Here is a 23,639-nt window from a genome sequence, read left to right on the forward strand (position 1 = left end):
GGACACGGTCGAGCGTAAGGAACCCGCTATGAGAATAATCGGCATCCCGTTCGGCATCCAGTCGTTCAAGATGGCCAAACTCACGCTCTGGCCGTTCGGGGCGAACGTCCGCGGGCTGTAGGTCATCGCGGCACGTGCGGCACAGGCCCGGACTTCACGACCTTCCAGGGCGCCGCCCTTTCCATTCGCATCGTCTGCCGTCTATCATGGAATGCGGATGCACAACGCACCGAACGCATGAAAGGACAGATCATGATCAACCATGTGACCGTCAAGGTGAAGGATTTCGACAAGGAAGAAGCGTTCTACGAGGCCGCCCTGGCACCGCTGGGCTACGGCAAGGGCCCCGCTTTCCCGGGCGTTCAGGCATTCGTGGCGGAGGACGGTTCGTCGGTGTGGGTTTCCACCGCCGCTGAAGGCGATGCCGTCGCGCCGGCCCACGTGGCGTTCGAAGCCGCCGACGACGACGCCGTGAAGGCGTTCCACGAGGCGGGTCTGGCCAACGGCGGCACCGACAACGGCCAGCCCGGCCCGCGTCCGGACTACGGTCCGACCTACTATGCCGCGTTCGTGCATGATCCGGAGGGCAACAACATCGAAGCCATGCACAACTGATCGATCATCGACCGGTCGAGCGGGAATCCCGTCGGACGGAACACGCCTTCCATCCGACGGGATCGTCATAATTCCCCCACCCACGCCCACGCATCACCGCACTGCCGCGACTGTTCAGCATGCCCCAGCAGCCAGGACCATCACAGGTAAGTGTTCCAGCCAAGCTTGACGGCGAGGATAATGCCGGTCAACACGGCGGCGGCCCGCATGATGTTCTCCGGAATACGCCGGGTGATGGGAGGCGCGATCGCGCTGCCGATGGTGCAGCCGACGCACATCATGATGGCGAACGGCCAGCAGACGGAACCACGGATTACGAACATGACCGCGGCGGAGATATTCGCGCCGAAGCCGATCACGGTTTTCAATGCGTTGATCTGATGGAACGGGCCGATCCTGCCCAAATCGAGAATCGCCAGGGCAAGCGTACCGGCGGCCGCTCCGAAATAGCCGGAATAGACGCCGACGAAGCTCACGCCGGCCCACAGCCACCACGGATCGTCGCGCAATGCGCCGTTCACCGTCGCACCGGCGATCCGCGCGGCGCGCTCCGCCTGATACGATTGCGGCAGCGCCCGTGCCACGGCATCGCGCGCGGCCGCTTTCCTCCGTGGATTGAGCGCGATGATGAGCGCACTGAACAGAATCAACGGCGGTACCGCGAATTCAAAGACCTTCGCGGGCAATTCAAGCAGCAACAGACCTCCGATGACGCCGCCGACCAGACCGATGCAGGCATAGACGACCACACGCCGGCCCTGTCCCGCGAGCTCCTTGCGAGCGGAGAGCAGCCCGCCGATGCCGGTACCACACACGCCCACCGTGTTCGTGGTGTTGGACAGCACGGGCGGAATGCCGAATGCCAGCAACGCCGGATAGGAAACCAATGAGGATGCGCCGACCGCGTATCCAACGAATCCGGCGGCGACGCCGGCTACAAGCACCGACAGCAACGTGGTGACGGACATTCCTGCAATCATGGGGCCCTCCCCCTTCTCATTCCGGTCTGTGTGGCAACGGGAGTCAAGCGTAATGGTTCGGCTCCCGCGCATCGCATCATCGCCCGTAACGTGGCCAAACACCGACGACGCCACCCGCATTCATGACCGCGCCGAGGAGGGCGCCCTGAACGGGCATCCCGCGCAGACCAGCGAGGCGGGGTCCGGTCGGCATGCCGTCCCGTCGCACAGGGATCGCGGTGCGCGGTCCATCAATGTGACCAGTCCACGCTCCTGTGCACGCATGACCGCCATATCCACGAAATCGGAGGGCAGACGCCGATAGTCGGCGATCTGCGGAACCGTCATCCCGGTTTTAAGATCGGCGGCGATGTCGGCAACGATATCGGCCGGCTGTTCGTCGGCCGCCTGCCCGTTTCGCCAGCCGACCGCGCGAAACGGGCGACGCCAGTCGCGTGAGAGCGAGGACCGTCGTATCATGCGCGCCATGCGGATCACCACACCAAACGCAGTGTCTGGAAGGCGATGACGGCGATCGCATACGCCACCGCCAGACTCAGCATGACGGATTGCGCCGCGACTTTCGTGCCGAATTGCCGCCGCATCTCGGCGACCGTGGCCAGACATGGCGTGTAGGCGAGCGTGAACAGCAGGAACGCGATCGCCGCGGCCCTGCCGTGCCCGTGCGAGGACCGGTCGAACGAGGCCCGCAGCTTCTGCCCCAGCGTGCCTTCCGTGCCCTGCTGCGCGGCCGCGGCATCAGGTTCGTCGGCATGATAGGACTGCGACATCGAACCGATCACGACTTCCTTGGCGACGAATCCCGTAATCAGCGCGGCCGACGCATGCCAGTCGTCGAAGCCCGCCGGAGCGAACACGGGGGCCACCGCATCGGCGAGCATGCCGTACGCGGAATCATGCACATCGTCGACATGCGCGAAACCGCCGGCACCGGCCGTCATGGGAATGCCCTGCAGCAGCCATAGCGCCATGATCATCGAGATGATGATCACACTGGCGCCGCGAACGAATCCCCATAGACGCAGCAGCACCGAACGAACCAGCTGCAGGGCGCGGGGGCACTGGTATGAGGGAAGCGCCAGCATGAGCGGCTCCGGCTCAAGCCCACGGAATATGGTGTGGCGCAGCATCACGCCGACCAGCAGGATGATCATCACCGAAACGACGTACATGAGGAACACCACGAGACCCGCATACTTCGGAAAGAACGCATGGGCGAGCACCAGGAACACCGACAGGCGCGCGGAACACGCGGCAAACGGCACCAGCATGCCGGTCAGCACCCGCTGACGGGAATCAGGCAGGGTGCGGGTGGCCGCCAAGGCCGGCAGATTGCAGCCGAAGCCGACGATGATCGGCAAAAACGCGCGGCCGTCCAATCCCAAGGCGCGCATGGCGCGATCCATCACGAATGCGGCACGGGCCATGTAGCCGGAGTCCTCCAGAATCGACAGCAACAGGAACATGATGCCCATCACGGGAATGAACGTCAGCACGGTGATCACGCCATCGAGCACGCCATCGACCAGCAGCGAACGCACCCAGCCGCCGTGCCAGGCCACGCCGAACAGCCCAAGCAACCAGTCGAGGCCGGATGTGCACCAGCCGCGGAACGTCACATCGATCCAATCCTGCATCGGACTGGCCAGCGTCGTCGTGGCTTGGAACACCGTGAACAGAACCGCGAGAAAAACGATGACGCCGACCACGGGGTGCAGCAGCATGCCGTCGATGCGGTCGGATAAGGTGACGCGACCGTCGTCGTGAACGTCAAGGCGACGCAATACGCCGGCGGTCCAGTCGAGACGGGCATCGGCCCGTGATTCAGCCCAGGAGCGCAGGTCGTCGACGGTGTGCCCGTCGGCGTCGGCCGTGATGGCGGACCATGCGGTCAGCCCAGAGGGAATGGGGGTTCCCCGGAAACCCACGGCGATGGCATCGGCCAACGCCTCGCCGCCGTCTCCGGTACGCCCGTCGACCGCGATGACCGGCATGCCATCCAGCAGACGGGATAACCGTTGCGCATCGACGCCATGGCCATTGCGCAATGCGAGATCGTTCATGGTGAGCGCGATGACGGTCGGCAGTCCAAGCTCCGTCACCGTCGACAGCAGGTAGAGAGAGCGGGACAGCGCCGTGGCGTCCAACACCACGACGGCGAGATCGGGAGCGGGCATGCCCGACGCACCTATCAGCGCGTCGACGGCGACCTGTTCATCGGGGCTCATCGGCAGCAGTGAATACGTGCCGGGAGTGTCCACGAACTGCCAGAGTTGCGTGTGCGGCGCATCGTTCGCGCTCTTGTACCGGTACTGCCCGCAAGTGATGGACACGGTGGTGCCCGGAGCGTTCATCGTGCGTGTCCTCGCGCCAAGCAGCGCATTGAACATGGAGGATTTGCCGACGTTCGGATTGCCGACGAATACGACGCGCTTCATTGACGCCGCACGACCGGCATCGCAGGTGTCGCCGCGAGCGCCGTCACGCACGGCGCCATTCGCGGACGTCTCCGCATGGCGATTGCAACGCCGGCAGCAATCGTCCTGCGAGCTGCAGCAGTCGCCACCTCTCAGGTCCCGTAGATTCATCATTCGCGCATATTCTCGTTCTCTTCGCGTTACGCAACGTCGCCTTGCGTATGTTCGTCCTGCGTGAACCGTACGCGGACGGCCCGCGCGGTGGCGCCATCCACCGCGACGCGTTCGTCTCCGAAGGCGATGACCCGCCCGCCGAAAGCGCCACGCTGCACGACCCGCAGGCCCGCGCCCGGAGCCAGGCCGATCTCGCAGAGGCGGAACCGGTGCCGTTCATCCAGGTCGATGCCGTCCACGACGACGCGCATGGCGCGCGGGCAGTCGCGCAGCGTCATGGTGGTGCCGCGCTCCCCCGTCCGACGCCGCACCGTGCCATCGAAGCGGCGAGCATGCGTATTATCCATGTTTTCACACATAGCAGGAAACGAAGCAAAGCACAAGAGTGTTTTCCACGGAAGGGAAGCCTCATGTTCCATTCATTCTATTCAGCGATGATGGCGCCTAATCACCGATCATCCTTTGGGAACAGCGCATCGAAGGCATGTTCCATCACGGACTTACGGCGGATCACACCGACGAGTCTGCCATCACCATCCACCACCGGCAGTTTCTTGAACTGCTTCTTGGCGAGGATTCGGGCCACCTCTCCGACATGCTGGTCGGGCGTGGCGGCAACGACCTTGCGCGTGGCGATGTCCATCACCTTCTTGCCGGAGAGCGCCTGCACCTTGGAGGTCACGGTTTCGTCGTCGAACACCACCATCGTCGAACCGGTGCCGGTGGAAACCGTACGGGATTCATAGGTGGCAATCGATTTCATGACATCGCCGTCGCTGACGAAGCCGACGAGCCTGCCATCGCCGTTCACCACGGGAAGGCTGGAGACGTTGAGGCGGATGAACTCGCGCACCACATGCGTGATGTCATCGCTGTCCAGGCAGCTGTAGGGCTGATCGTCCATGATTCCGCCGATGGACTGTTCCTGGGCCTGCTTGAACAGGGAGGCGGCGGGGGCCACGTATGCGCCGGCGTAGTGATGCTCGGCGGGCTGGCCTTCAGTGGTTTCGGCCGCGACTTCGGCGGAGGCTTGCGCCTCGGAGGCCTTGGCGTTGCGTGCGGCCTTCTCCTTGGCACGGCTGGTGACGGTGAAGATGCAGATGATCAGGGCGACCAGCGAGATGGCGGCGCACAGCAGGTAGGAGAACGCGATGCCGCTGGCCGTGGCGGACTTCACACCCTGGGACATGTGCGAGGCGGTCATGGATGTTTCTGCGGTGACCAGAAGCGAGGTCGCAATGGCTGCCGCGATCTGGCGGCCTGTGTTGGCGATGGCGTTTCCATGGGCGATCATGTCGTTCGGCAAAGCGTTGACGCCCCAAGTGTTGATCGGCATGTTGGCGATAGCCTGACCGGATGCCTGCAATGCGCAGAACACGGCGACAAACAGCACTGATGTCCTGGTGTTGATGGTGCCGAGAAGACCAAGAGAGATGGTCATGAGCGCAAGGCCGCCGATGCCCACGCCGCGAGGGCCGAATTTGTCGAATGCGGCGCCGGCGACCGGACTCAGGATGATGCCGACCGCCGCGGCGGGCAGCATGACCATGCCGGTGACGGTGGCGGATTGGCCGAGCACATTCTGGATGAAGATAGGCAACGTCACGTTGGTTGCGGCGACTGCGGCGTTGATCAGAGTGACCAGAATCACGGAGTTGCGGAAGTTGCGGGTGGCAAGGGTATCAACGCGCAACAATGGCTCATCGAGCTTGACTTGCTTGTATACGAATGCGACGAAGGCCACAAGACCAACGACGATTGAGATAATGACGACCGGACTGCTCCATACCATCGTGGAAGCGGACGAGAAGCCATAAAGCAGGCCACCGAACGCGATGGTCGAAAGGATCACGGACAGGATGTTGAGCTTTGGGTTCTTCAACTCGCTGACGTTCTTGAGCATCATCGTGCCTCCGACAAGGATGACCAGTGCCACGACTGCGATGCCAATGAACATCGGGCGCCATCCGAAACTGTCAATCACCAGACCACCGACAACCGGGCCGATAGCCGGGCCGGCGGCCATGACGATACCGGCCAGTCCCATGGCGGTGCCGCGCTTATCCGGCGGATAGACGAGCATCGGCACTACGGCGACCAATGGCAACAGCACGCCGGAGCCGGCGGATTGCAGTATGCGCCCGACGAGCAACAGCATGAAATTCGGCGCGACGGCACACAGCAGTGTGCCGACCATGAAAGTGGCAAGAGCTCCGGCGAAGAGCTTTCGGGTGGAGAATTTATCAATCAGATAGCCTGAAATCGGCACCATGATGCCCGAGACCAGCATGTAGACGCTGGTCACCCACTGCACGGTGCCGGTGGTGATATTGAAATCACGCATCAGTGCCGGCAAGGCCGGTGACATGACGGTCTGGTTGAGCAGCGCGATGAACGAGCCGACGACGATCACGCCCACGACGATGAATCGGGTGTGCGGATCAATAGGCTTTACGGAACTGGTGGCGGACCCGAGTTCCGCGTTTTTCTGTGAGGTCACAGCATTTCCTTCTGTTGGTAACGTCATGTGTGGCGATCCGGCCCCATGCTTGTGTCAAGACGCGAGGACACCGATGAGTCCGGACGTAAAGGAAAAGCCGCCATCCGTTCCGCATTCATATACGGCAAACGATTCGCGGCTTTGCGTAAGTTGATGGCTATGGTGAGCGATTCATGCGACGTCGACTGCGGATGGGCCATCGGTACATCCCGGCATAAGGCGTGTCCCCGCTACACCAGCATCGAGAATAGGGCCATTCGTGGATTGGCAAACAGAACATTGCCGACGAACGACCCACGGCAGGCGCGTGCGATGAACATCGCGTAGCGATACAGGTTCATGGCATCTCCTTGATGGGGTCTTCGTACGGCAGACATCGAGAAGCCTATCATCATTCAAATCGACGGTGAAACCCACGCATGCCTGACAATACACAAAATCTTCACAAAAGGATTGGGCTTACCGCATACGCTCCGCCTGAATAACGGTCCGGGGATGAATCAGGGGCGAGCTAAGGGTTGCATCTCGTGTTTCCGTCATGATTTCTGGCAAAATGTGAAGCTAATCATGCGAGGCATCGACCGGAATCGGAAAGGGGCAAATCATGCGAGTTCTCGGCAATATCCTGTGGATCATTCTTGGTGGGTTGGCCATCGCAATCGGATGGGCATTGGTGGGACTGATTCTGTGCATCTCCATCATCGGCATCCCGTTCGGCATTCAAGCGTTCAAGATGGCCAAGCTTGCGCTCTGGCCGTTCGGCGCGGAAATCGTCAACCTGTAGATTCCAAATACTACAAAGCCGCCAAAGCAACCCTTGACGAGGCGGCCACCGACGTCAACAATTGGATTGACCAGCAAGCCGCCAAGGCCGAATAATAAAACACACATTATGCTGCTGCAGCAGCCAGCCCTTGCAGAACAATGTCATGACAAAGGCCTGAGAAGACGACTTCTCAGGCCTTATCCGCGCCGCTCCTCAATCGCTTGTAGCGACAGCTCCCCTCAAAGAGGGGAGCCAGAGAAACACTTACTTCGAGATGTTGAACTTGAACTCCACGATGAAAACGAAAACCCAATGATTCCAACGGTTCACGGACGCCGCGAACGGCCCGGGCACTCTAAGGGCACTCTATTCTGTTGTCGCGAATCATCATACAGCACCCCGGAAACGCGAAAAGCGCCCCGCTCCCCCGCGGCGCAGGCGGGTGGAGCGGGGCGCTGTGATGCGATGATGCAGGCTATTCCTGCGTCATGCGTCGGGCTTTAATCTGCTGGCGCCGATGAGTGCGCCGACGAGGGTGCCCAGTGCGGTCAGGATGGTGACGGTCAGGTCGGTGCCAGTCCATCCCGCGGCGGTGCCGATAGTCTGCACGCACACGGCCAACGCCGGCAGCGCGATAAGGCCCACCCATTTCAGCACGTCGTACACGCGGTCGGGAATGAGATAGCCCGCGGTCTCTTCGTCGTCCATGAATTGCTCTCCTTACGAATATGGGGCCCGCACCCGTGGCGGATGCGGGCCATGATGGGCTAGTAGTAGAGGACCTCGCCCGGATAGATGAGCGACGGGTTGCCGGAACGGTATCCGGTGAGCTGTGTCCAGCTGATGCCGAGCCGCGCGGCGATGCCAGACAGGTAGTCGCCGGACTGCACGACGTACGTGCGCGACCCGCCGTTGGCGGTGGTGTCGCCGTTGTGGCAGACCACGTCGCCCGGGTGCACGCGGTTCGGGTCACCGGACGGGACGGTCACGTTCCACCAGTCGCTCCAGAACTGGCTGACGGTCTGTCCGCTCTGGATGGTCACGCAGGAGCTGCCGCAGCCGCCCGTACTACCGGCGTCCGGCGTCGTGGCGGCTCCGCCCGTATTGCCGGAGGGTGTGATGTCCACGGCGCTGCCGTCGGGCTGCGCCGGGTTCCCGCCGGCGTAGGCGGCCCATGTGGTCGCGTCCCCGTAGAACGTGTTCGCGTCCAACGGGCCGATGCCGCCACCGTACGCGGAGCTGGTGTACTGCCAGACCGCGGCGAACGGCCACTGGCCCGTGCTCCACGTCGGCGACCCGGCCTCGCGGATGGTCTCGGCCGCGTACCCGTTCGGGTAGGCTGCGAGCCACAGGCCGTAGTCGGCGGCGACCACCGCACTCCAGTCGTTCGACGTCACGACGGATCCCGACATGTAGATGAGCGGCTTGACGCCCCACACCTCATGCACGCGGTCCAGCCAGCGCTTCGCCCACCACGTCCAGCCGTTGTAGGCCCCGCCCGGCTCCCAGCCCAGGATCGGCAGCACGTGCTGCGCACGGTAGCCGACCGTCTGGCTCAGGAACCAGTCGGCCTCGGCCTCCGGCGAATTGCCGAGGTCGGGGCGGGCGAAATGGTAGGCGCCCGTGTACATGCCCGCGTCGATGGCCGCCTGGATGTTGCAGTCACCGACCGGATCCGTGTACCCGTTGCCCTCCGTGACCTTCGCGATCAGGAAGTCCGCGCCGTCCGCCTTCAACGCGGCCGCGTTCACGCACCCCTGCCAGTTGCTCACGTCCACGCCCGCATCCGCCAGAGCGGTCGTGGGCGAGACGCCGAGCAGCAGGGCGATGACGACCGCGAGGATTCGCGTTACCAGGCTCGGCTTGCTCTTGTTCTTGATGTCCAATTCCTCTCCTTACTGTTGATGGATATGGAAAAGCCCCACCCGATCGGGTGGGGCGAAATTTCTGATTGGCTGGCTGTTACCAGCGGTCGTCGCCGCCGCGCACGAACATCAACACGACGGTTACGGCGACTATCATCACGATGACGATCATCGATGCCTCCTCAGTTCGCGGATGTCCTCGCGCAACTCCAGGTGCTCGCGTTCGGCGTTGGCGACGCGTTCGTTCACCGTCTTGAACTCGCCGTTCATGTCATCGCGCAGCGCGTCGATCGCGTCCATGACCTTCTCGTGCTTCTCGTCCATGTCCACGCGCAACGGCGCCTGATGGTCGTTCGTGATCTCCCACTTCGTGGCCGACTGCTGGTCGCGCAGCCCGCGGATCTGCCTCGACTGGATCACCGCCACTATGACCATGGCCAGACTCGGCACCACCGCGATCAGGATCACCGCCCACAACGGGGTACCGGCCGGCGGATTCATAGGCTGTCCTTTCGACGTATATGCTCGGGGTATGGGCAACAGGTTCTGCAGGATTTGCGGCGAACACAAGCCGTTGACGCTCGAGCATATCCCTCCCCGGTCCACGGGCAACGACCATGTGGTGGTCGTGCATCGTGGGGATGAGGCGGTGATGCACTCGTTGTTCGACATGGAGGTCCGGGACGACGACGGGTACAGGCAGTCACACGGGATGACGTTCAAGACGCTGTGCGAGGACTGCAACGAGTATCTCGGCGCCAACTATGTGGAAACGTTCAAAGGCCTGTACCTGGATTTCGCCCATGAATCCGGCGACATCCTCGACGGGCTCGACCGTGACCGGAACGAGTCCGAGACCGACGGTGTGGAGCGATACTGCGAATTTGACTTAGGCGAGGGGTTCCGTCCCCTGGCCTTCGTCAAGCAGGTGGTGTCGAACTTCTGCGCCACGACGGCGCCGGGCAGCATGCTCGACTGCAAGGACTTCCTGCTCGACCGGGGGAACATTTCGTTGCCCGCGCGTTACCGGCTGCATATGGCCGTCCTTCCGAAGCTTGACGGGGAGAGCGTGTTCTCCGGGTGGATGCGGGTCCTGTTCGACGACGGGACGTTCTGCGACATGGCGTTCATCCGCATGCCGCCGTTCGGGTTCGTGCTCTACGACACGGAATCCAGCACCTATCTGCCCGACCGCGCGGGTGACATCACGCCCATGTCACGCATGGGCTGGGACGAGACAGGGAAAATCACCCTCGTCCTCCCGACGGTCACGGGAAGGAACGCGTCGAGACCTTACCTGTGGGGCCGGTACCAGAACGCCGTGTGACGGGACACGCCCCGTCTACCGGTCGGGTTCGTCGAGCGGGACGATGCCCATGAGCTGGATCCATCCCTCGTTGTATCGTATGGCGCCGGGGTCGATGGCGATCCTCCCGTACGCGTCGATCTTCCAGCACCGGTCGACGCGATCCATGATCTTCGCGGTCACGTCGCCGGTGACGCTCTGGTTGTACTCGTGGTAGGACATCGGGTATCGTCCCATGCCCAGCACCGAGGCGTACCGGCGGTCGACCTGGAGTGCGTTGACGTACGAGATGCCCTGATAGTCGGGTTCCTGGCGACGAGACTGACGTTGACGCGAAGCAGTCCTCCGTCCACGGTGATGATCCCGGGGTTCACGTACGCGTCCGGGTCGATCGCGAGCAGGTCGTCGTGCACGCTGACGGGCACGCGGAAGTAGGGTTCCCATTCCTGCCCGTCGAGCCATGCGGCGAGCCTGGCGGCCCACACGTGCTGCCCGGTCTCGCCCATGTGCCTGGCGCCGGGGTCGTTGCCGACCGTGAACGTCTTGCCCATCTGCCGGCAGATGCTCATGACCACGCCGCCCACACCAGCCGCGTACGCGCCGTCGGAGCGCTTGGCGAGCATGAGCTGGCCTATGCCCTCCTGCCACCGGTCGAACCGGATGCCGAGCCGGCCCGTAATGGTGCGGACCTTGCCGAACCCGGTGGAGACGATTCCGGTGGGGATGGCCAGATACCGGGCGGCCTCAGACAGTGCCGGGGTCGAAGGATTCGTCCCTCGCGTCATCGGCCCTCACTCCCTCCGCAAGCGGATCCGCCCGCGCCTCCTCCTCCAACGCGTTGATCTCCTTGCCGACCGCGAGCATCTGCTTGGTCAACGCGGCGATGGCCTGGGCCGGGGTGTCCGGATCCTGCACCGCCCGACGCAGCGCGTCAAGACTGACGCGCAGCAGGTCGGCGTATGAGACTTCCGTATCGTCGCCGCCCGCGCCAGCCGGAGGCGACGATACGGTGGCGGCGCCCCACCGTCGCTTGGACGCGAGCTTCCTGCAATTGTCGGAGCAGTAACGGCGCTTGCCGCTACTGTTCTTCGGCAACGCTCCCCCACACAACGCGCACCGTCGCATAGGCATAATCTCCTCCTCGAAAAGGCGACGCTCAACAACACCGGGGAGAGATATCGGCCCTGCACCCGAGGTGGCCGTTTCGGGGCCTGCCGGGGTATCCTCCCCAGGTCACCAGTCGCTCAACTCGAACGGTATGCTCGTGGCCTTGGGCTGCGCGGCGGCACCTCCCAGATGGGAGCGGGCGTACGCATCCGTTTTGTCGCTCTTGATCCGGTTGCACCGCCGGTGCGTGAGCCGGCAGTTATTGAAGCTCAACGGGTCGCCGCCACGGCTTACGGGTATGAGCTCGTCCACCTCCGCACTCATGGGATGCGGGGATCTCAACGTCTTGTCTACGGGCCGGCCGCAGATGGCGCACACATCGTAGGCGGCGAGCACGCGCCTGCGCAGTATGTCCCGCCGATGCCCGTTGGCCCTGCGCGGGTTACTCCTGGCATTCATCGTCGAACACCTTGCGGAACGCTATGCATCCCTTGTCGAGCAATTGTTCGAATCGTTCGGCGTCGAACATGGCGCACTCGCCAGGCTCCCCTGACAACGGGACGGGCACGCTCATCACGGCGAGCCGCCGGTCCGCGTTGTCGGTGATCTTGAGCGTGATGGTGGGCGGCATCATGCACCTCCCCCTAGATATGCGAAAGCCCCGCACCAAAGGTGGGGCTGAACTTATGAGATACGTTTCTTTCGTAATTCTCCATACGCACTTGTCGTTATCTTCAGTACCCGATATATGCAGAACGCTAAATGAGTCATTAGCCATACAACAATCGCTGAAACTACTTTTTTCCCTATATCAGGTAATTGACCATATATCCCAAGGGAAGACCCCATAGAGGTCAATATAGTTATTCCGAGAGCAAGAGCCGACGAGTATACGACGCTGAAGAACATGTCATCCACGAGTCGTGTAAGTTTTAAATTCTCAGCTTGAATTTCTCCATTTTTCACGCGTTCTCGCAAATTTTGATTATATGTCATTCTAAGTTCAAATACGAAGATAGCGTGTGCGAACAATAAACCTCCGAGGACACCTAAAGCCGATACGATAATATCGGCGTTTACCGCAAACCGTCCAAAACAAAAATCCAATATTGCGACAATCGTCGGACACAATAATTCCCGCAATACGTATTTCCACGCAATATTTCGACCATCGTCCGATTCACGAATCTTCGGAGCCAATGTATCCATGTAGTGATAGAGGATGCCGTTATGATTCAAGTTCATATCTATCACCATTTTGCGGATTTACCTGTTCAAATAATGTATTCCAGTCAATAACTTCTGAGTCCGGTATCTCTTCATGCATCTCTCCACTGTCCCATCCAGTTTCAAGACGAATCTGTTCATCATGATATTTGCTAAAGATAGAATCAGAAAGCACACGCCTTAGTTGTCCGTTATCCAAACGTGGCTCACCGTCTCCGGTAATAACCTCACGAATTTTCGGACTCTTCTCATTGCCGATTGTGAACGTCTTTTTGCGACCATCGATTCCCGCAGCCTCGACCAGGACTCCTTGTTTGGGAATGGATTCATTATTCAATGACGGAATTGTCAGCATCCCTTCCCTTCCCATATTCTTTTTCCTCAGCGCCCGCCAGAATCTCGGATTAAGCACAGAGACACCCTTCGGAGGCAGAACAACCAATGCCATGCGGCCATACATCGTTTCCTTGGGATCATCGTCCAATCCGTTATCGACTGTCAGCTGTTGGTCGGTGCTGCTAATGGGAATTTTCATCGAAATAAGGCTACTTGAATCCAGCCACGCTTCCTTTTCGAGAATCCCATCGATTTTCGCGACCAATCCCGGGATAAAAGCACGTAAGCACTTCGCGAAATAGTCAATCACAAATTTTCCGTTAATGGAATTCATGTGTTCGACGGCAAAGATCGCCATCTTCACATCATCGCCTCTAGGGCAGCAAAAAACTATTCTGACTGTTTTCACGGCGGCTTCGTCGGGATTGATGTCTCTAACAACGTTGCCACGAAGTATGTCCAGCAATTGGCCACTTTCACCGTACTGACCGGACAACACATCAATCAGCACAAGCCGTCCATGGACTTCGTAATCGCTTACGGAATATATTCGTTCCCGTCTCTCATCTTTGAGAATGGTACCCTTGACGTGTTCTAAATAGGAACATAGATATGCTAAGACACTGTATCCGCCCCCGACATCCAGAACGTCGCGAGGAATATCTGGATTCTTTTTCCGCGTTTTTACAGTAAAGGCGTAGTAGTCAACAGTACTTCTGACCATCCATGCTCCCCAGCTTGAACGACATCGGTGTAGTTTGCGGTTGTTACCACAGATTCTACACGCGTTTGGGGGATCATGGCGCTTCCCCGGGTTCTAAATAGAAGTGCAACACCTTGTCTAGGGTTGGAAGTGTTCGAAGTTTCTAACTTAAGAAGGTGTTGCACTCATGGGTCAACAGTATTCGCACCTGTCGTCCGAGGAGAGGATCCTGATCGAGAAGCTGCATTGCGAACAGCATCCGGGCATCCGTCGGACCGCGGAGAGGATCGGCCGGGACAAGTCCACCGTGAGCCGCGAGCTGAGGCGCGGCCTGTGGTTCGCGTCCAACGAGAACGGGTCGTATCGCCCCTACCGGCCGAAACGGCTGAAGACCGGGCCGTGGACCTCGGGTCCGTTCTATTCGGCGCTGGCCGCGCAGAGGAAGGCGGACCTGCGTCGGCGCGAGTCCAGGAAGCCGCGTCGCATGGACTCGGGCCCGTTGCGCGCCTGGGTGCTGGACTCGCTGCGCAGGGGGTGGAGCCCGGAACTGATCGAGGGACGGTTGAAGGCCCAGTGCGCCGGCGACCCGTCGATGCGGATCAGCCACGAGTGCCTCTACCAGTGGATCTACGCCAAGCCGCAGCGGGCGCTGGACCTGCGCCAGTACCTGGCGCGCGGCAGGAAACGCCGGACGAGGAAAAAGGGCAGGAAGGCGAAAGGGCCGCGCATCCCGATGCGCGTGCCCATCGCGGACCGGCCCGAGGCGGTCGGATCCAGGAAGGGGTTCGGCCATTTCGAGTCGGACACGGTGGTCGGCGCCGCGCCGTCGAGGCGCTGCGTGAACACGCAGGTGGAGCGCAGGAGCCGCAGGCTGTTCGCCCGGCTCGTCGACGACAAGAGCGCGTCCGCCACGGCCAGGGCCGAGTACGAGATCTTCAAGGACATGCCGCCGGCCGCGCGCGTCGACCGCACGTGGGACAACGGCACGGAGGCGAGCCTGCACATGCTGGTGGACGAGGCGCTGGGCATGCTCACGTACTTCGCCGACCCGTACAGTTCCTGGCAGCGTGGCAGCAACGAGAACAGGAACGGCAGGATCCGCCGCTACCTGCCCAAGGGAACCAGTTTCGAGGATCTCACGCAGGACGAGCTCGACGCGATCGTCGGGGAGATCAACGACACCCCCATGAAGCTCCTCGGCTACAAAACGCCCAACGAGGTATGGGACGAGGAGATGGCCAAGCTACAATCAAAGGCAACCAACACGAAGACGGGCGTTGCACTTACAAATTGAATCCGGGGGATTGAGGAATTGATAGTTGCTATGGTAAAATCCAACTAAATTTGATGGAACACCTGACATGCCAAGGTGGTTCCGAAGCAGGAAGGCCTTAGAGCATTGGTGATTTGAGCAGTGGCGGATTGCATGAGGAGAGATTCCGCGTGTTCTGCGCATTATCGCGCGTATCTGCCATTGTACCAATCGCAATGCCTGATTCGATGAAGTTCTCGTTAGCATAGCGACTTTCAGTGCCGTCACGAGGACTGCTTTCTGAATACAGCTTGGCAATAAATGGCACAGTCCGCCACTTTTCGATAGTCACAGTTTGATTAATGCGCCTTATCGAAAGAGGCTTCCATGAGTCAGATATTGACACTAACCGATATTTCCTACTGCTATCCGGGCGCGCCGGAACCATTGTTCGAACATCTGTCCGCGACATTCGCGGCCGGCTGGGCCGCAGTGCTGGGAGACAATGGCATTGGCAAGACCACACTGGCCAAACTCGCCTGCGGCATGCTTTCCCCCGATTCGGGGATAGTCTCGCCGAACCCGTGCAAGATGGCAGTCGCCTACTGTCCGCAACGTACTGATGAAACGCCTACGAATCTGGATGATTTCGTGGCGGATTGGACGGGCGAGACCATCGCCATCCGCGACGCGCTGAACATCGGCGACGATTGGGCATACCGATACGAGACTCTCTCTGGAGGCGAAGCCAAGCGGCTGCAAATCGCTTGTGCGCTGGCCGGCGATCCCGACGTGCTGGTGTTGGACGAGCCAACCAATCATGTGGACGGCAGGACGCGCCAAGCCATCACGCAGGCGATGCGTCGGTTCGATGGCATAGGCATCGTGATCTCCCATGATGTCGAACTGATCGACGCGACGTGTTCGCGCTGCGTGATGCTGGAGCGCCGACATGCGCGTGGGCGTAACATCACGGCGGCGAACACCTATCAGGGTGGATATACCCAGGCCGCGCAGCAGATGCGCGACAATCAACGTGCCGATACGGCCGCCATACAGTCCACTCGAAAGGAGCTGCAACGCATGCAGCGCATCAAGCGGGAGCGGGCGCAGCGTGCGCGCGAACTGGATATGCGGAAGAATCAGGGAATGCGCATCGATATCAAGGACATCGACGCTCGCAAAGCCCTGAAAAATCTGAAACCGGCTATCGGCACCACTGTCGCACAGACAAGCGCGCAATTCGACGGGCGTATCGCCGCCGCCACCGACAGACTTGCTCACCTCAGCGAAGCGGCCAAACGCTACGACGGCACCATCTGGATGAACGTCATGCCGAGCTCACGCAGGGAATTGACGCGCATCCCCAACGACCACGCCATCGCGGACCAACCCGATATGCTGAGCATCGGCCCGCGCGACCGCATCGGCATCAGCGGTCCAAATGGCAGCGGTAAAACCGCATTGATACGACGATTGATCGAAGCGCTGGAGCGTGATGAAGCGCAGCGGCATTCGGAGAGAATGCCATATCTCTATATTCCCCAAAATTCCAGCGACATGGATACCGCCAACGCAATGAACCGCTTGCATGCTTTGACGGACGAGCAACGCGCCATTGTGCTCAGCGCCTACGCCCAACTTAACGCCGACCCCGACAGACTGCTCGCCGGCGGCAATCCCTCGCCAGGCGAACTACGCAAACTTCTGTTGTGCCTCGGCATGATTGAACAGCCACAGCTCATCATCATGGATGAGCCGACCAACCACCTCGACCTGCACTCCAAACAGGCACTTGCTAATACGCTATCCTCCTATGCGGGCGCATTGGTCGCAGTCAGCCATGACGAATGGTTTCTGAATGCCGTCACATCGATTCGATGGCGATGCGCGTCATGACGCTATCTATGAGTTTACGTTCCTTCGTAAGACTTGGATATCGGCAAGACGCATTCCTTTTCGTATGAAGCTGTATCGATGGCAATGACCGAGCAAGAGGACACCAGTATGACACGACCGATTATGCCGCGAGCACATGGCAAAAAACTTCACATGGAGGCGAACATGGCTCATGTTCCTTCGGCCATCGCAATCACGGCGATGCGACCGGAGGAATATCCGTTGCTCGTCGAGTTCCTGTATCAGGCGATTCATGTATCGCCGGGAACCCCGGCACCGGACAGGAGCGTTGTCGAGCTGCCGGAATTGCGGCGATATATCGAGGGATTCGGACGGCCCGACGATGCCTGCATGGTTGCTCGCGCCGGACTACCGAACGGTCCGCAAATCGTGGGTGCCGCATGGGCCAGAATCTTCCCGAACAACTCCGCAGGCTACGGTACCATCGACACGGCAACGCCGGAAGTCTCCATATCCTTGCTTCCCGACTGGCGGAACCGAGGCATAGGGCACCGCCTGATGACGGCGTTACTGGACCGACTGCGAACCGATGGTCACGCCGCAGCCAGCCTCTCGGTCCAGCGCACCAACGCCAACGCCCTCCATCTCTACGAGTCGCTTGGCTTCACCATCATTAGCGAACACGACGGTGAACTGGTCATGCGCGTGGCTCTCGCGGATTGAGGCAGTGTTCCACACATCATCCGCATGGAGCCAGTGCGTAAGCCACCCACTGTGATATGTGCGGCTGCAAGTCCCGCATTCATACAAGCAAACAATCTGACATACAGATGCAGTCTATTCCTTATTATGTTTTCGGCTTTGCTCTTGATAAGAGCCAGCACCACCATCCATCCTCGATGAATGTGGGCAGGCTTTCGCAATGTGCCACATGACGCAACGTGTAGTCGGCGTGGACCGCACCACCGCGCAGGTGTTCACGCATGAAGCTCACGAATGATACGACCTCGAAAAGCTTTTTGGGAGGCTCGTTCCCAATCTTGTCCTCAGTGTGCAGCCTGTCAGTCTGAAGTCAGCTTTCAACTGGCAAATGTTCAAAGAGACGGGCTAGCGCAGTGGATAGATCCGCTCCTTCGAAAGCAAAAGTCGCAGCAGCACGTGTCTGCTTGTCCGCGTTGAAGGCAAGCGAGACACCGACGGCTTTGAACAGCGGTAGGTCAGAACGACTGTCACCAATAGCGATGCAATTCGAAGCTTCAACTCCCAAGCATTCACATTGCTGCCTCATGAATGTTACTTTGGTTTGTTCATCGGCATATGCCGCTGTTTTACCAATAAACACGCCATCCTTGACAGCAAGTTCTGGACCGCACCATGCTTCAAATCCAAATCTCTGCGCAAGGCTCTCGGAAACGACTGTCCAAGCGCAGGATGCGAGGACTGGCTTGATTCCCCTCGACTTGCATTCCGCAACGGACTGTGCGATTCCTTGCACAAGCGGGAGATCGTTCAACCATCCGTGAATTTCACTTACCCGATGGCCAGTGTATCCACGAGCATCAATATCGCATACCGTGTCATTTCCGATCTCACCGCGTGCGTATCGATCCTCTGCATCTCGCATCCTGTCGCCGGTACCCAACCGGTCCGCAATAAATGCGCCAGAGCTAATGCCGTATGTGAGCGTTCCGTCGATATCAAAAAATGCAATTCCCGCCATTCATCCCTCTTCATTTACTGGTTCAGCCCGAACCTCCAGCCGGTAACTAAGCCAATAGCGTATCAAAAGGCACACATATCAGAAAAGAAAGGCAGATAGTCCCATTAAACCGTTTCATGCGATTGCAGTTGTCCGCCGCTGGCTACGGCTGGCAGGGGGAAGCTGGGAAAGGCGTCCCGGCGGAAGGCCCGCCGGTGCGTTCTTCTTCCAGGGACAAGGAAGGATGCGGGCGGCCGTGAATGGTCGCCCGCATTTTCCGTATCCGTGTGAAACGGGAGGGAGCGCATCATGGGGCGCTTCCGACTGAAAGGACGGATACGTATGTCAGGTGGGAAGAAGAGCAGGCGCACGATGCTGATGGCTGCCCTGACCGCAGGGGCGTTGGCCTTGGGATATCTGGCGCCAGCCGCGTTCGCCGAGGGCGGTGGTGGCGGTTCCGGCGAGGGCGGTGGCGGTTCCGGCGGGCAGGTTCCATCGCAGACCGCCGACGTGCATTGGATCTACAAGGATTCCTGGCCCGCCACTCTGGAGGGCATGAAGCAGGCGATACGTGATTCGGGCACCACCCTGTCTTCCGATTTGGAGGATGGGTCGAATCAGTTCGTGGATATGAATGCCATCCTTGCCGACGCGATCTCGGAGTGCAAGGCCTCATACACCGGGGAGGGTGACGCGGAATGCCGGATGGTCGCTGTCGGCTACGCGCGCCTCGGCAACGGCGTGTTCAGCGGTTCCTATGTCAGTTCGAACGCGCGTCAGCGTTGGGAGTCCCAATGGGCCGCCGAAGGGCGCGGCACCTACCAGTACCAAGGCCAGTCGTACACGACCGGCACCACGTGGACCGATCGGCTTGGCGTGCGTTCGGTGGATAGCCTGGTGCAGGATTCCATCAACGCCAATCCCGATGCCTCGTTCCGTGTGGTCATGCTGGCCAAGAACCAGCCGCCCGTCGATTATCCGTTGACCGTCACCACCTCGCACCGCCAGCAGACCGACATACAGGTCGGCTCGACCACGCCGGTCGGCGACACCATCCACGCGAACAACGGCGGCTCGTCGATCAAGGAGACCCTGCACGGCACCGCGATCGTGCACTACGATGGCGGCCCCTACACGCCGACGGGCAGCGTAAGCAAGCCGATCAGCTTCGCCAACAGCGGCGACACCGTGATCGACAACCTGGCCTCGCCGGGTGATTTCGGCATGGATTCCTGGGCCGAGGGCACATATTGGATCGACATCCAAGTGCCCAGGCAGGGAAGCATGCAGGCGGCCGTGGACACCACGGACCGGGATCCGGCGGAGACCTGGAAGGTCAGCGCCGTGCCGCCGGCCGATCCGGTCAAAAGCATCGAGGAAGGCGTCAGCGCCGACCGAATGACCAACCGCACCACCATCACGTATGGGACCGGCCGGGGCGGTTACGAGCTGAGTTTCAGGGACGTGATCGAACCCAACGGCGTCGATTACACGGTGGACGGCTTCACGCTCGTGGACGCCACCGACAACAATCGCGATGTCTCCAACGAGTTCGAGATCGGTTGGGACCGCGCATCGAACACGGTCAGCGCGGTCCGTTCGGCCGACAAGGGCATGATGCCGTTCGACCACGAGTATGTGTTCGGCTTCGATGTGACCGTCAGCCTGCCATCCGATTACCAGAACATCAGCGACCATGCGTGGGGCAAGTGGAACCAGCTGCCCGAGGCCGACGCGGGAGAACGCGAGTTCGACACCTGGCGTCCCAATCCCGACAAAAGCTGGATCATGCTCGACACTAATGGCAAGTGGCAGGCCGTGATCGACCCCGACCGCACCAACCAGACCGGCGGCGACGGCAAGGTGTTCCTCGACGGAGACCGCGTGGCCTCCGTGGTCAACGGCACCGTGCCGGCGAACCTGATCCAGGCTCCGCAGACGCTCACCTTGGTCGATGATTGGACAGCCGCCGATTACCTGTTCGACGCCGATGAAGCGGCGAACGTCCGAGTGTACGAGGCGGACGCGGGCACCGATCGTGCCAGCAGCGTGAGCGACATCGCCAACCGTGGCCGTGACATCACCGACCAGTGGGACATCACGATCGATGGCACCGTGGTCACCGCCACGGCCAAGGCCTCCTACCTGACCGGACTGAAGGGCTTGGCGAAGGCCAGGCAGATCACGATGCTCGTGCCCGGCCGCGCGAACTACGCCAACGGGGCCGGGGCGGGCCAGGTGCGCGATGACTTCGGCACCGAAGCGGACGACGAGATCACGTTCTGCACCGCCGGCAAGAACGGCGCGGAGTTGACCAACGCCGGCTCGCAGACCATCAACACCCACACGGTCGAAACCAACGAGCCGAAGGTCTGCGGTTACGTGCCGTCCGTGGTCAAGGATGTGGTCGGGGAATCCTCCCAAGGCGGCGCCCAGGACAGCGTGGACGGCAAGATCGTCTTCCCCGGCCAGCGTCTCGAATACCGTCTGGAAACCCAGCCGCACCTGCCCGACAGTCTCGCCTACACTATCGTCGAGGTGGCGGTCACCGACACGTATGACGAGCACTTCCAGCCGGACAAGCAGACCCTGGAGGTCACCGACCTGACCACCGGCAAGTTCATCCCCAAGAGCCAGTACCGCAGCGAGTGGAACGACGCGAACCATGCCGTGCGTCTCGTGTTCGCCGACGACTATGTGCGGGCGAACTGGCTGGCGGGCGCGAATCCCAGGATCATCATCAGGTTCGAGGGCGTCGTGGCCGAGGATGCCCCGGCTGACACCGTGGTTGACAACCGGTGGGCATTGACCTTGAACAACTCGGTCACGCCAAGCAACAAGGTATGGAACGATCCGCCCGACTTCCAGCCGGGCAAGGAGGACACCCAGGCCGACCCGTCCATTTCGATCGACGGCAAGACCGCGTTGCTCAGAGACCGCATCTACTATCGGATCAATCTCGACGCCAAGCAGACGAACCATGCCTACAAGGTGTGGCGGCTGGGCATGGTCGATGACTGGGACGACGAATACCTCGAACTCGACGAGAACCATATCACCGTGACCGACAAGGCCAACGGCAGGGGTATGACCGACCGGTTCAACATCCAAGCCATCGACGGCGTGGCATACGTGTTCGCCAAAACCGTTGACACCGAGGTTCCGGCGACGGGAGAGACCATCAAGGGCGACCCCCAGCCAGCCGATCTCAAGATCTACGCCGCGCTTGGCGACAAGGACCACGACCCGTTGAAGGACCCGGCCATCGACCAGTCGCTTCTGGGCACCTCGTATGAGGTCACGCTGCCGATGACCGTCATCAAGGTCACCGACGATTACGTGGTCACGAACACGGCCACCCAGCTGGTCAACGACGTGCGCAAGGACACCAACCAGGTTTCCAACCCCTTGAAGCCGATCAACCCGGCCAAGGATGTCGTGGTCAAGGTGGACGGGCAGAGCGTGGATGGCAAGAGCATCTATCTCAACAGCCTGTTCCTCTACCGGCTCGACAGCTCCACGCTGCCGCCCGACCGCGCCTATCCGCAGGTCTCCGACTGGTCCATCAGCGACCCGCTCGACACCCGGTACGACAAGTTCACCGGTCAATGGGCCGTCTACGCCGCCCGCGACCTCATCAAGGACGGCGAGACCTTGGCCGAGCGGGGCGAACGCATCGCCGGCTCCGACTTCGACGCCAGCCGTTTCGGCGGAGAACTCTTCGAGCTCGCCACCGACGAGCACGGCGTGGTCACCGTGCGCGCCACGGAGCTGATGCTTGGACTCGTGTCGGCCGACACCGAGCATGAGCAGGCGTGGACCACGTTCATCCAATGCCAGCGCATCGCCGTGGGCGGTCCCGTGGCCAACCGGTTCACCGAGACCATCAACGGGGTCGAACGGCCCTCGAACACCGTCACCACGCACACGCCCGACATGACGCCCCGGCTCACCATCGAGAAATGGGACGAGCACTCCGGCTGGCCCGACGGCGACCGTGACACCGTTGACGAGGCGCTGAACATGAACGGGAGCGATGCTCGCATCGTGTTCACCATCACCAACGCATCGCCCACCGACCCCGACACCGGCGAAGGCCCCTGGTTCAAGGCAAGCGAGCTGAACCTTACCGACCAGCTCGTCGCCGGCGACGGCCAAATCGGCGAGTTCGAGTATCCCGACGACTGGCAGACGCTGATCCTCAAGCCTGGCGACAGCGTGGAGGTCAAGGCCACCCTCAGTGATGTGAACGAGCATCACACCGACCGCGCCATCGTCACCGGCACGCCGCTCGTCCAATGCATCGTCTCCGACCCCGACCCCTTCGACGGCAAGGACGAGGAGAAGCTGCCCGAGGACGCGGTGGAGATCGACGGGCGAACCCTGTGCGCGGACACCACCGTGACCAGCAACACCGACGACTGGAACGGCTACCAGCCCAAGGACAACCTGGCGACCACCGGTACCAACATCGCCGGCCTCATCGCCGTCATCCTCGTCCTCGCACTCCTCGGCACCGGTGCAACCGCCGCGATCCGCCTCACCCGCGCCAACGGCCGCCACACCGGGCACGAGAACGACGCGAATGATGATGGCGCTGGCCGTGATGGCAGTCCCGATGGAGATGGCCCCGAGCCGGACTTCGCCCAACTCGTCACCACTATCAATCCCAAGGAGCCGCCCATGAACTAATAACAACTACCCATCTGCTGCTTAGAGCCAACTTTCGTATTCCAGTTGGCAGTTAGACGGTGATACCATGCAACTGTCCCGGCAAAACGGGGCAGTGCATACTAGGCCCGCAGGCGTAGTCCTGCGGGCCTATTTCGTCT

General features: G+C 60.8%; 23 protein-coding genes and 2 pseudogenes. 8 read left to right on the forward strand and 17 right to left on the reverse strand.

Going from position 1 to position 23,639, the window contains the following annotated elements; all coding sequences use genetic code 11:
* Positions 1-34: 34 nt before the first annotated feature.
* A pseudogene (locus BLIJ_RS15055) lies at positions 35-121 on the forward strand (YccF domain-containing protein); the annotation flags it as partial.
* A 131-nt stretch (positions 122-252) separates the two neighbouring features.
* The gene (locus BLIJ_RS08530; RefSeq protein WP_012577954.1) at positions 253-615 is read left to right on the forward strand and encodes a VOC family protein; all 363 of its coding nucleotides are present in this window, start codon (positions 253-255) and stop codon (positions 613-615) included.
* A 140-nt stretch (positions 616-755) separates the two neighbouring features.
* Here BLIJ_RS08530 and BLIJ_RS08535 read toward each other — a convergent pair whose 3' ends face one another.
* The 5 genes from BLIJ_RS08535 to BLIJ_RS08555 all read right to left on the reverse strand — a co-directional run bounded on the left by BLIJ_RS08535 (position 756) and on the right by BLIJ_RS08555 (position 6,686).
* Positions 756-1,595 carry a sulfite exporter TauE/SafE family protein gene (locus tag BLIJ_RS08535; RefSeq protein ID WP_012577955.1) on the reverse strand — a complete coding sequence of 280 codons (840 nt, stop codon included), beginning with the start codon at positions 1,593-1,595 and terminating at the stop codon, positions 756-758.
* A 120-nt stretch (positions 1,596-1,715) separates the two neighbouring features.
* A complete protein-coding gene (locus BLIJ_RS08540; protein WP_012577956.1) occupies positions 1,716-2,063 on the reverse strand; it encodes a hypothetical protein in 348 nt (115 codons plus the stop codon).
* 5 nt (positions 2,064-2,068) lie between these two features.
* Positions 2,069-4,033: a ferrous iron transport protein B gene (gene feoB, locus BLIJ_RS08545; protein ID WP_012577957.1), complete on the reverse strand. Its 1,965-nt coding sequence runs from the start codon at positions 4,031-4,033 to the stop codon at positions 2,069-2,071.
* Between the two features lie 179 nt (positions 4,034-4,212).
* Positions 4,213-4,533 carry a FeoA family protein gene (locus tag BLIJ_RS08550; protein ID WP_012577958.1) on the reverse strand — a complete coding sequence of 107 codons (321 nt, stop codon included), beginning with the start codon at positions 4,531-4,533 and terminating at the stop codon, positions 4,213-4,215.
* Positions 4,534-4,634: 101 nt separating this feature from the next.
* On the reverse strand, positions 4,635-6,686 hold the full coding sequence (locus tag BLIJ_RS08555; protein WP_012577959.1) for an MDR family MFS transporter: 2,052 nt from the start codon (positions 6,684-6,686) through the stop codon (positions 4,635-4,637).
* Between the two features lie 604 nt (positions 6,687-7,290).
* Between BLIJ_RS08555 and BLIJ_RS08565 the strand changes: the two are divergent.
* A pseudogene (locus BLIJ_RS08565) lies at positions 7,291-7,458 on the forward strand (YccF domain-containing protein); the annotation flags it as partial.
* 480 nt (positions 7,459-7,938) lie between these two features.
* Here BLIJ_RS08565 and BLIJ_RS08570 read toward each other — a convergent pair.
* The 3 genes from BLIJ_RS08570 to BLIJ_RS08580 all read right to left on the reverse strand — a co-directional run bounded on the left by BLIJ_RS08570 (position 7,939) and on the right by BLIJ_RS08580 (position 9,818).
* Entirely contained in the window at positions 7,939-8,160 is a 222-nt protein-coding gene (locus BLIJ_RS08570) for a phage holin (RefSeq protein WP_012577961.1), read from the reverse strand.
* 59 nt (positions 8,161-8,219) lie between these two features.
* Positions 8,220-9,338 (reverse strand): GH25 family lysozyme, encoded by a 1,119-nt coding sequence (locus BLIJ_RS08575; protein ID WP_012577962.1) that lies wholly within the window; start codon positions 9,336-9,338, stop codon positions 8,220-8,222.
* A 147-nt stretch (positions 9,339-9,485) separates the two neighbouring features.
* Complete coding sequence (locus BLIJ_RS08580) at positions 9,486-9,818, reverse strand: hypothetical protein (RefSeq protein WP_014484990.1); 333 nt, start codon at positions 9,816-9,818, stop codon at positions 9,486-9,488.
* 31 nt (positions 9,819-9,849) lie between these two features.
* Here BLIJ_RS08580 and BLIJ_RS08585 point away from each other — a divergent pair, with 31 nt between their 5' ends.
* Positions 9,850-10,644 carry a hypothetical protein gene (locus tag BLIJ_RS08585; RefSeq protein WP_014484991.1) on the forward strand — a complete coding sequence of 265 codons (795 nt, stop codon included), beginning with the start codon at positions 9,850-9,852 and terminating at the stop codon, positions 10,642-10,644.
* A gap of 15 nt (positions 10,645-10,659) precedes the next feature.
* Here BLIJ_RS08585 and BLIJ_RS08590 read toward each other — a convergent pair whose 3' ends face one another.
* The 7 genes from BLIJ_RS08590 to BLIJ_RS08615 all read right to left on the reverse strand — a co-directional run bounded on the left by BLIJ_RS08590 (position 10,660) and on the right by BLIJ_RS08615 (position 14,017).
* Positions 10,660-10,845: a hypothetical protein gene (locus tag BLIJ_RS08590; protein ID WP_014484992.1), complete on the reverse strand. Its 186-nt coding sequence runs from the start codon at positions 10,843-10,845 to the stop codon at positions 10,660-10,662.
* Positions 10,803-11,408, reverse strand: coding sequence for a hypothetical protein (locus BLIJ_RS08595; RefSeq protein ID WP_012577964.1), 606 nt, complete (start codon positions 11,406-11,408; stop codon positions 10,803-10,805). Before BLIJ_RS08595 ends, BLIJ_RS08590 begins: the two co-directional genes overlap by 43 nt.
* Positions 11,368-11,754 (reverse strand): hypothetical protein, encoded by a 387-nt coding sequence (locus tag BLIJ_RS08600; RefSeq protein WP_012577965.1) that lies wholly within the window; start codon positions 11,752-11,754, stop codon positions 11,368-11,370. Before BLIJ_RS08600 ends, BLIJ_RS08595 begins: the two co-directional genes overlap by 41 nt.
* Positions 11,755-11,856: 102 nt before the next feature.
* Entirely contained in the window at positions 11,857-12,189 is a 333-nt protein-coding gene (locus tag BLIJ_RS08605) for an HNH endonuclease (protein ID WP_012577966.1), read from the reverse strand.
* A complete protein-coding gene (locus BLIJ_RS08610; RefSeq protein WP_012577967.1) occupies positions 12,173-12,364 on the reverse strand; it encodes a hypothetical protein in 192 nt (63 codons plus the stop codon). Before BLIJ_RS08610 ends, BLIJ_RS08605 begins: the two co-directional genes overlap by 17 nt.
* A 50-nt stretch (positions 12,365-12,414) precedes the next feature.
* Positions 12,415-12,975 (reverse strand): hypothetical protein, encoded by a 561-nt coding sequence (locus tag BLIJ_RS14415; RefSeq protein ID WP_126386327.1) that lies wholly within the window; start codon positions 12,973-12,975, stop codon positions 12,415-12,417.
* Positions 12,959-14,017 carry a hypothetical protein gene (locus tag BLIJ_RS08615; protein ID WP_012577969.1) on the reverse strand — a complete coding sequence of 353 codons (1,059 nt, stop codon included), beginning with the start codon at positions 14,015-14,017 and terminating at the stop codon, positions 12,959-12,961. The genes BLIJ_RS14415 and BLIJ_RS08615 overlap by 17 nt, the downstream gene beginning before the upstream one ends.
* 166 nt (positions 14,018-14,183) lie before the next feature.
* Between BLIJ_RS08615 and BLIJ_RS08620 the strand changes: the two genes are divergently transcribed.
* A complete protein-coding gene (locus tag BLIJ_RS08620) occupies positions 14,184-15,290 on the forward strand; it encodes an IS30 family transposase (protein WP_012577970.1) in 1,107 nt (368 codons plus the stop codon).
* A gap of 97 nt (positions 15,291-15,387) precedes the next feature.
* On the opposite strand, the gene BLIJ_RS14420 is transcribed toward BLIJ_RS08620, so the two are convergent.
* Positions 15,388-15,600 carry a hypothetical protein gene (locus BLIJ_RS14420; RefSeq protein ID WP_126386329.1) on the reverse strand — a complete coding sequence of 71 codons (213 nt, stop codon included), beginning with the start codon at positions 15,598-15,600 and terminating at the stop codon, positions 15,388-15,390.
* Between the two features lie 35 nt (positions 15,601-15,635).
* Between BLIJ_RS14420 and BLIJ_RS08625 the strand changes: the two genes are divergently transcribed.
* Together BLIJ_RS08625 and BLIJ_RS08630 are read left to right on the forward strand one after the other, a co-directional pair.
* Positions 15,636-17,147 (forward strand): ATP-binding cassette domain-containing protein, encoded by a 1,512-nt coding sequence (locus tag BLIJ_RS08625; protein ID WP_012577971.1) that lies wholly within the window; start codon positions 15,636-15,638, stop codon positions 17,145-17,147.
* 165 nt (positions 17,148-17,312) lie between these two features.
* Positions 17,313-17,831, forward strand: a complete 519-nt coding sequence (locus BLIJ_RS08630) for a GNAT family N-acetyltransferase (protein ID WP_012577972.1) — start codon at positions 17,313-17,315, stop codon at positions 17,829-17,831.
* A gap of 349 nt (positions 17,832-18,180) precedes the next feature.
* On the opposite strand, the gene BLIJ_RS08635 is transcribed toward BLIJ_RS08630, so the two are convergent.
* The gene (locus tag BLIJ_RS08635) at positions 18,181-18,828 is read right to left on the reverse strand and encodes an HAD family hydrolase (RefSeq protein ID WP_003832791.1); all 648 of its coding nucleotides are present in this window, start codon (positions 18,826-18,828) and stop codon (positions 18,181-18,183) included.
* Positions 18,829-19,149: 321 nt separating this feature from the next.
* On the opposite strand from BLIJ_RS08635, the gene BLIJ_RS08640 reads away from it, so the two are divergent.
* Positions 19,150-23,499 carry an LPXTG cell wall anchor domain-containing protein gene (locus BLIJ_RS08640; protein ID WP_041982004.1) on the forward strand — a complete coding sequence of 1,450 codons (4,350 nt, stop codon included), beginning with the start codon at positions 19,150-19,152 and terminating at the stop codon, positions 23,497-23,499.
* Positions 23,500-23,639: the final 140 nt, after the last annotated feature.

The sequence above is a fragment of the Bifidobacterium longum subsp. infantis ATCC 15697 = JCM 1222 = DSM 20088 genome, assembly GCF_000269965.1.
GTDB lineage: Bacteria > Actinomycetota > Actinomycetes > Actinomycetales > Bifidobacteriaceae > Bifidobacterium > Bifidobacterium infantis.